Origin of the sequence: Pseudomonas saxonica (assembly GCF_007858365.1) — a bacterium.
Taxonomy (GTDB): domain Bacteria; phylum Pseudomonadota; class Gammaproteobacteria; order Pseudomonadales; family Pseudomonadaceae; genus Aquipseudomonas; species Aquipseudomonas saxonica.
On record NZ_VFIO01000017.1, the window covers coordinates 43,465 to 49,808 of the forward strand.

General features: G+C 54.6%; 7 protein-coding genes, 1 tRNA gene and 1 pseudogene. 5 read left to right on the forward strand and 4 right to left on the reverse strand.

The window, feature by feature from the left end; all coding sequences use genetic code 11:
- Positions 1–98 precede the first annotated feature (98 nt).
- The 3 genes from FJD38_RS23570 to FJD38_RS23580 form a co-directional block, all read right to left on the reverse strand.
- Entirely contained in the window at positions 99–380 is a 282-nt protein-coding gene (locus FJD38_RS23570; protein ID WP_122784407.1) for a peptidylprolyl isomerase, read from the reverse strand.
- Between the two features lie 78 nt (positions 381–458).
- Positions 459–1,544 (reverse strand): 3-deoxy-7-phosphoheptulonate synthase, encoded by a 1,086-nt coding sequence (locus FJD38_RS23575; RefSeq protein ID WP_146387902.1) that lies wholly within the window; start codon positions 1,542–1,544, stop codon positions 459–461.
- 622 nt (positions 1,545–2,166) lie between these two features.
- Positions 2,167–2,406, reverse strand: coding sequence for a DNA-binding protein (locus FJD38_RS23580; protein ID WP_122784405.1), 240 nt, complete (start codon positions 2,404–2,406; stop codon positions 2,167–2,169).
- Positions 2,407–2,487: 81 nt separating this feature from the next.
- On the opposite strand from FJD38_RS23580, the gene FJD38_RS23585 reads away from it, so the two are divergent.
- The 5 genes from FJD38_RS23585 to FJD38_RS23605 all read left to right on the forward strand — a co-directional run bounded on the left by FJD38_RS23585 (position 2,488) and on the right by FJD38_RS23605 (position 6,181).
- Positions 2,488–2,853 carry a helix-turn-helix domain-containing protein gene (locus FJD38_RS23585; protein ID WP_146387904.1) on the forward strand — a complete coding sequence of 122 codons (366 nt, stop codon included), beginning with the start codon at positions 2,488–2,490 and terminating at the stop codon, positions 2,851–2,853.
- A 130-nt stretch (positions 2,854–2,983) separates the two neighbouring features.
- Complete coding sequence (gacA, locus tag FJD38_RS23590) at positions 2,984–3,622, forward strand: response regulator transcription factor GacA (RefSeq protein WP_122784404.1); 639 nt, start codon at positions 2,984–2,986, stop codon at positions 3,620–3,622.
- 2 nt (positions 3,623–3,624) lie between these two features.
- On the forward strand, positions 3,625–5,448 hold the full coding sequence (gene uvrC, locus FJD38_RS23595) for an excinuclease ABC subunit UvrC (RefSeq protein WP_146387906.1): 1,824 nt from the start codon (positions 3,625–3,627) through the stop codon (positions 5,446–5,448).
- Positions 5,449–5,481: 33 nt separating this feature from the next.
- Positions 5,482–6,039 (forward strand): CDP-diacylglycerol--glycerol-3-phosphate 3-phosphatidyltransferase, encoded by a 558-nt coding sequence (gene pgsA / locus FJD38_RS23600; RefSeq protein WP_122784402.1) that lies wholly within the window; start codon positions 5,482–5,484, stop codon positions 6,037–6,039.
- Between the two features lie 66 nt (positions 6,040–6,105).
- Positions 6,106–6,181 (forward strand) — tRNA-Gly (locus tag FJD38_RS23605).
- A gap of 39 nt (positions 6,182–6,220) precedes the next feature.
- On the opposite strand, the pseudogene FJD38_RS23610 reads toward FJD38_RS23605, so the two are convergent.
- Positions 6,221–6,344: pseudogene (locus FJD38_RS23610) on the reverse strand (integrase core domain-containing protein); the annotation flags it as partial.

Here is a 6,344-nt window from a genome sequence, read left to right on the forward strand (position 1 = left end):
ACGTGGGGGGCGTGAATGAGAAACGTAGCACGAGGTTTGTGTTTGCGGATACGAAACGGCCCACCAAAAGGTGGGCCGTTCTCACTCAAGCCGGGGGATTAGTCCTGACGGCTGGTGACTTCCAGCAAGTGGTAGCCGAACTGGGTTTTCACCGGGCCTTGAACCACGTTGATCGGAGCGCTGAAGACGACCGTGTCGAACTCTTTAACCATTTGGCCTGGACCGAACGAACCCAGATCACCGCCTTGACGGCTGGATGGGCAAGAAGAGTTGGCTTTTGCGACTTCGGCGAAATCAGCGCCGCCTTCAATTTGGGCTTTCAGTTCGTTGCACTTGTCTTCGCTGGCAACGAGGATGTGACGGGCAGTGGCTTTAGCCATGAGGGAGTACTCCTTTCAAGAAAGTGGTGAGCCTACCGGATTCAGTCAGTTTTTTCCCGGCAAAAGTTCCTTTGGTAATCAAGCGACTACCTGCGCGGCTTGTCGCTGTGCTTGCATCAGGGCGGCGGCGCGTCGTAACAACTGCTCGGTGGCATCCCAGCCCAGGCAACCATCGGTGACGGAGACGCCGTAGCGCAGGTTGCTGCTCAAGGGTTGGCAGCCCTCAAAGATATGGCTTTCGAGCATCATGCCGATCAATGAACGATCGCCCTGCAGGCGCTGTGCCAATACGTCGTTAAACACCTCAGGCTGGCGCAACGGGTCCTTACCGCTGTTGGCGTGGCTGCAATCCACCATCAAGCGAGCCGGTATGGCATTTTTTTCAAGTCCGGCGCGTGCTTTGGCAACGCTGCTGAGGTCGTAATTAGGCCCGCTGTGGCCGCCGCGCAGTACCAGATGGGTATCCGGATTGCCCGACGTCTGGATGATTGCCGGGTGGCCTTCAGCGTCGACGCCGAAGTGGCGATGAGAGTGGGCGGCTGAGCGCATGGCATCGCAGGCGATGGCCACGCCACCATCAGTGCCGTTTTTGAAGCCGACAGGTACACCCAGGCCGCTGGCCATCTCGCGGTGAATTTGCGATTCGGTCGTACGTGCACCAATGGCGACCCAGCCCAGCAGGTCATCAAAGTAACCAGCGGCCATTGGTTGCAACAACTCCGTAGCGATTGGCAGGCCCATGCCCAGCATTTCCAGCATCAGCTCGCGCGAGAGCGTTAGGCCGTGGGCCATGTCATCGCTGCCATCGAGGTGCGGGTCATAGGCCAGGCCTTTCCATCCCACTGTGGTGCGCGGTTTTTCGATGTAGGCACGCATTACCAGCAACATGTCATCACGCAGTTCGTGAGAAAGGGTCGCGAGGTGGCTGGCGTATTCAAGGGCTGCAACAGGGTCGTGGATGGAGCAGGGGCCGACTACGACGAGTAAACGGGAGTCTTCACCGTTCAAAATGGCACGAATGGCCTGGCGCTGACGACTGACCAGTTGGCGAAGCGAATCGCTGAGCGGCAGTTGGTGCTTGAGTTGCGCGGCGGTGGGCAAGCGCTGGGAGCTTGCAGAAGAGGCGGTGCTGTTTGCAGGCAGAGCAGTAATCGATGCGGTCATGATGTGATTCCTGGGCAAGCGGCGGGTTTTCCCGCGCGCAGCCCTATTGGGGTGTTCGACAATTAGCCTGACTGGCTGTGAGTGCATGCGTGCCACCGATGTGATTTCGTTCGGAGGCGGCAGGCTGTCCCGAACGACGGTTGGTAAATCGCCATGCAGTGCAAAGGTCGAAGCGGTAATAAGTGGCGTAGTTCATGGTGTGATTCCTTAAATAAGTAATTTTTCAGGGGCTAAAAAAACAAAACCCCCGATCGGGGAGCCGACCGGGGGTGAGAATTCTCTGGTAGGCGACCCCTAAGTAGTGGGCGCCTTTTGGGTATCAGGCGCGCCAGTGGCTAAACCAATACCCAAAATAAAATCGTGCAACGGATGGCTTGTTGTTCGCACACACAGAACCGACCGTGCGAGATTCGCAAGGTGGCTGACAAGTGACTGTGAGGGTGCGATGCAACATGTAAGGTCTCCGATGAATGAGCCAAAGCTTACCTGAGGCATGACCACAGGTTCAATCAGAAAATAACCTGCTGTGAATCGTTCAGGCCTTTTCGGCTCAGTGGGGACATAAGCCTTGTGAGCCGCCCAACTGTTCTAGTTCTGGAATGAAGCCCGATTAGGCGCATACTCAATCCAGCACATCTTCACTTTCTTCAAGAATAGGCATGTGTGAAGGAATGATGCCGTCTTTCATGCCCAAAAGTACCGCCACTTTATGGGCTTCGCCCCTTTTCCCTTTCTTGCGCCCGGCGAGCACCTGATAAGTAGTCGCCGGGTCAACACCATTTTCCCGAGCGAACTCTTGCACGGATTTCCCCTGGTGATCCAGCCAAGCCTTGGCTTGTGCAGCGGTACGGATTCCGGTCATAGTTCAAAACCGTTCAAAGTTGTTTAATATTCATTGATTATACCATCCTTGTGGGTGTTAAAAATGGGATCCTACATCCAAATGAGTGGAATCGGTTCAAGGCTACGGCAAGAAAGAGAAAGGCTTGGCTTGTCGCAAAAAGCTTTTGGTGAAATTGGTGGGGTGGAACCTAATGCTCAAGGCAAATATGAAAGTGGTGAGCGAGCGCCTAAAGCGGATTATTTGTCGCGTGTAGCAGAGCGAGGAGCGGATGTGCTTTATATCTTGACTGGCACTCCAACACCCACGCTGCTCGATAATCTTAGTCAGGTTGAAGAAAAAGTATTGGTTAGTTACCGCATTTTGCATAAAGAAGACCAGGATGCCATTCGTCGGCTTACGGTCTCCCTGGCGGAGTTGTACCTGCCTATACAGGCTAAAGGGCGTCAGGATCCGAACGATACTTGAGCCTTGTTCAGGCCCCGCCTGCATTTTTAACGTTTTGCTATGGATCGTCGATTGATCATGGGTAGGTTGAAGCGCGTGTTTTTTGCTAAGGTGTCGTCAATCTACTTAGTCCAATTGGTGAGGTGCCGGCTTGATTCGGGTTCTAGTGGTCGATGACCACGATCTTGTGCGTACAGGCATCACACGAATGCTGGCTGATATAGATGGCCTGCAAGTGGTTGGGCAGGCTGAGTCCGGTGAGGAGTCCCTTATCAAGGCCCGCGAGCTGAAACCTGATGTGGTCTTGATGGATGTCAAAATGCCCGGCATTGGTGGGCTGGAAGCTACCCGCAAAATGATGCGCAGCCATCCTGACATCAAGGTGGTCGCCGTGACTGTGTGTGAAGAAGACCCTTTCCCGACACGCTTATTGCAGGCGGGCGCTGCCGGTTACATGACCAAAGGCGCGGGTCTGGCTGAGATGGTTCAGGCCATTCGTCTTGTTTTTTCCGGGCAGCGCTATATCAGCCCGCAAGTCGCACAGCAATTGGCTCTCAAGTCATTCCAGCCTGCCAGTGACTCACCTTTTGATGCACTGTCGGAGCGAGAAATCCAGATTGCACTGATGATTGTGGGCTGTCAGAAGGTTCAGGTGATTTCTGACAAGCTGTGCTTGTCACCCAAAACGGTCAATACCTACCGCTATCGCATCTTTGAGAAACTTTCGGTCAAGAGTGATGTTGAGCTGGCATTACTGGCTGTGCGTCACGGCATGGTAGACGCTGGTTGAAAATGACTGACGTGTTCGATGCAAGTGCTTTTCTTTCGACCTGTAGCGGGCGCCCCGGTGTGTATCGCATGTTTGATAGCGATGCGCGCCTGCTTTACGTCGGCAAGGCCAAGAACCTCAAAAAGCGTTTGGCCAGCTACTTTCGTAAAACCGGCCTGGCCCCGAAAACGGCGGCGCTGGTGGGGCGAATCGCGTACATCGAAACCACCATCACGGCCAATGAAACTGAAGCGCTGCTGCTTGAACAGACGCTGATCAAAGAGTGGCGCCCGCCCTACAATATTCTTCTGCGCGACGATAAATCCTATCCCTATGTGTTCCTTTCGGACGGTGAATACCCGCGCTTAAGCATTCACCGTGGCGCCAAAAAAGCCAAAGGCAGGTATTTCGGACCTTATCCAAGTGCGGGAGCCATTCGCGAAAGCCTGAGTATCTTGCAAAAGACCTTTATGGTGCGTCAGTGCGAGGACAGTTACTTCAAGAACCGTACGCGTCCCTGTTTGCAATACCAGATCAAGCGTTGCAAAGCACCTTGCGTCGGGCTGGTTGACCCTCAGGTCTATGCCGAGGACGTGCGTCACTCGGTAATGTTTCTGGAGGGGCGCAGCAGTGCTCTGACCGACGAATTGAACAGCGCAATGGAGCAAGCAGCCAGCACCCTTGATTTTGAACGTGCCGCTGAAATACGTGATCAGATTTCCTTGCTGCGTCGGGTTCAGGATCAGCAAAGCATGGAGGGTGGAACCGGCGATGTCGACGTTATCGCGGCCTTTGTGAACCCGGGCGGCGCATGTGTGCATTTGATCAATGTGCGGGGCGGACGGGTTCTGGGCAGCAAGAATTTCTTCCCGCAGGTCGGGATCGAGGAGGAGGTGGGCGAAGTCATGGCCGCCTTCCTGGGGCAGTACTACATCAGCAGCCCCGAGCGCGATCTGCCGAGTGAATTGATCGTCAACGTGGAGCATGAAAGCTTCGGCGCCATTATCGATGCGCTTGAAGCCTTGCGCGGGCGAGAAATGGCCATCAGTTACCGTGTACGGGGCACTCGAGCGCGCTGGCAGCAGTTGGCCGTCACCAATGCGGAGCAGGCCCTGGCTGCGCGCCTGGCCAATCGCTTGCATGTCGCTGCGCGCTTCGAGGCATTGGCTCAGGTACTGAAGCTCGACGAGATCCCGCAGCGTCTTGAGTGTTATGACATCAGTCATTCCAGTGGTGAAGCCACGGTCGCGTCTTGTGTCGTATTTGGCCCGGAAGGCCCGATCAAGTCCGATTACAGGCGGTTTAATATCGAAGGCGTGACCCCGGGCGATGATTACGCGGCCATGCACCAGGCTTTGATGCGGCGTTTTAGCCGGCTCAAAGAGGGGGAGGGCAAGCTGCCTGACATCCTGCTGGTAGACGGTGGCAAAGGTCAGCTCTCGATGGCGCGTGATGTGCTCAATGAATTGGCTGTTCCAGATCTCATTTTGTTGGGCGTGGCCAAGGGCGCGACCCGCAAGGCGGGTTTTGAAACCCTTTACTTGAATGACGCAGCCCACGAATTCACATTGAAAGGCGATTCCCCGGCTTTGCACCTGATTCAGCAGATTCGCGATGAGGCTCACCGTTTTGCTATTACCGGGCACCGGGCGCGACGGGGTAAAACTCGACGTACTTCAACCCTGGAAGGCATTGCGGGCGTAGGCCCCACTCGTCGGCGTGATCTTTTGAAACATTTTGGTGGATTACAAGAGCTGACTCGTGCAAGCATCGAAGAGATCGCCAAAGCACCGGGGATCAGTAAAAAGCTCGCAGAGTTGATTTATGCAAATCTGCACAGCGAGTAGAATGCCCCTCTCACCTCGTAGCCAGTTGTGCCGATGAATATCCCTAATTTGATCACCGTACTACGCGTTCTACTGATTCCTTTTTTCATATTGCTGTTCTATCTCCCTTACAGCTGGAGTTATGTGGCCTCCAGTTCAGTCTTTGCCTTTGCGGCGGCGACCGACTGGCTTGATGGTTACCTTGCGCGTCGGCTTGAGCAAAGCACACCGTTCGGTGCCTTTCTGGACCCGGTCGCCGACAAACTGATGGTGGCTGTCGCGCTGGTTTTGCTGGTGCAAGAGCATCACAACGTATGGCTTACCCTGCCAGCCGCAGTGATCATAGGCCGGGAGATTGTCATTTCAGCCTTGCGCGAATGGATGGCTGAGCTGGGTGCTCGTGCCCAGGTCGCAGTGTCGAACATGGGTAAATGGAAAACCGCCGCGCAAATGCTGGCGCTGGTGATTTTGCTGGCCAATCCTTCTGACTTCAGCTTTTGGGTGTTGGTGGGGTATGCATTGCTACTTGTGGCTGCGGGGCTGACCTTGTGGTCGATGCTTCAGTATTTGCGCGCGGCATGGCCTCACTTGAAGACGACCTCGACGAAATAAATAAAACTTTTTGAATCAAAGGGTTGACGCAAACTTTCAGTTCTATAGAATGCGCACCACCAAGACGCGGGAATAGCTCAGTTGGTAGAGCACGACCTTGCCAAGGTCGGGGTCGCGAGTTCGAGTCTCGTTTCCCGCTCCAAATAAAGATCTACAGAGTTGCACGCAAGTCTGTAGATGTCTAGTCCTGAAATAGGTTTACACCTGTTTCACCCCAACGCCCGATGCATTGCATCGGGCGTTTTGTATTTCAAAGACTGGTGCGGACGCTCGCTGTTGTAGATCGATATCGACTCACTCACCAT

Excerpts from the sequence above, each read along its gene's own strand:
- pgsA (WP_122784402.1), top strand. The coding sequence starts at position 5,482 with ATGAATATCCCTAATTTGATCACCGTACTACGCGTTCTACTGATTCCT.
- FJD38_RS23570 (WP_122784407.1), bottom strand. The coding sequence starts at position 380 with ATGGCTAAAGCCACTGCCCGTCACATCCTCGTTGCCAGCGAAGACAAG.
- uvrC (WP_146387906.1), top strand. The coding sequence starts at position 3,625 with ATGACTGACGTGTTCGATGCAAGTGCTTTTCTTTCGACCTGTAGCGGG.
- FJD38_RS23585 (WP_146387904.1), top strand. The coding sequence starts at position 2,488 with ATGAGTGGAATCGGTTCAAGGCTACGGCAAGAAAGAGAAAGGCTTGGC.
- FJD38_RS23580 (WP_122784405.1), bottom strand. The coding sequence starts at position 2,406 with ATGACCGGAATCCGTACCGCTGCACAAGCCAAGGCTTGGCTGGATCAC.
- FJD38_RS23575 (WP_146387902.1), bottom strand. The coding sequence starts at position 1,544 with ATGACCGCATCGATTACTGCTCTGCCTGCAAACAGCACCGCCTCTTCT.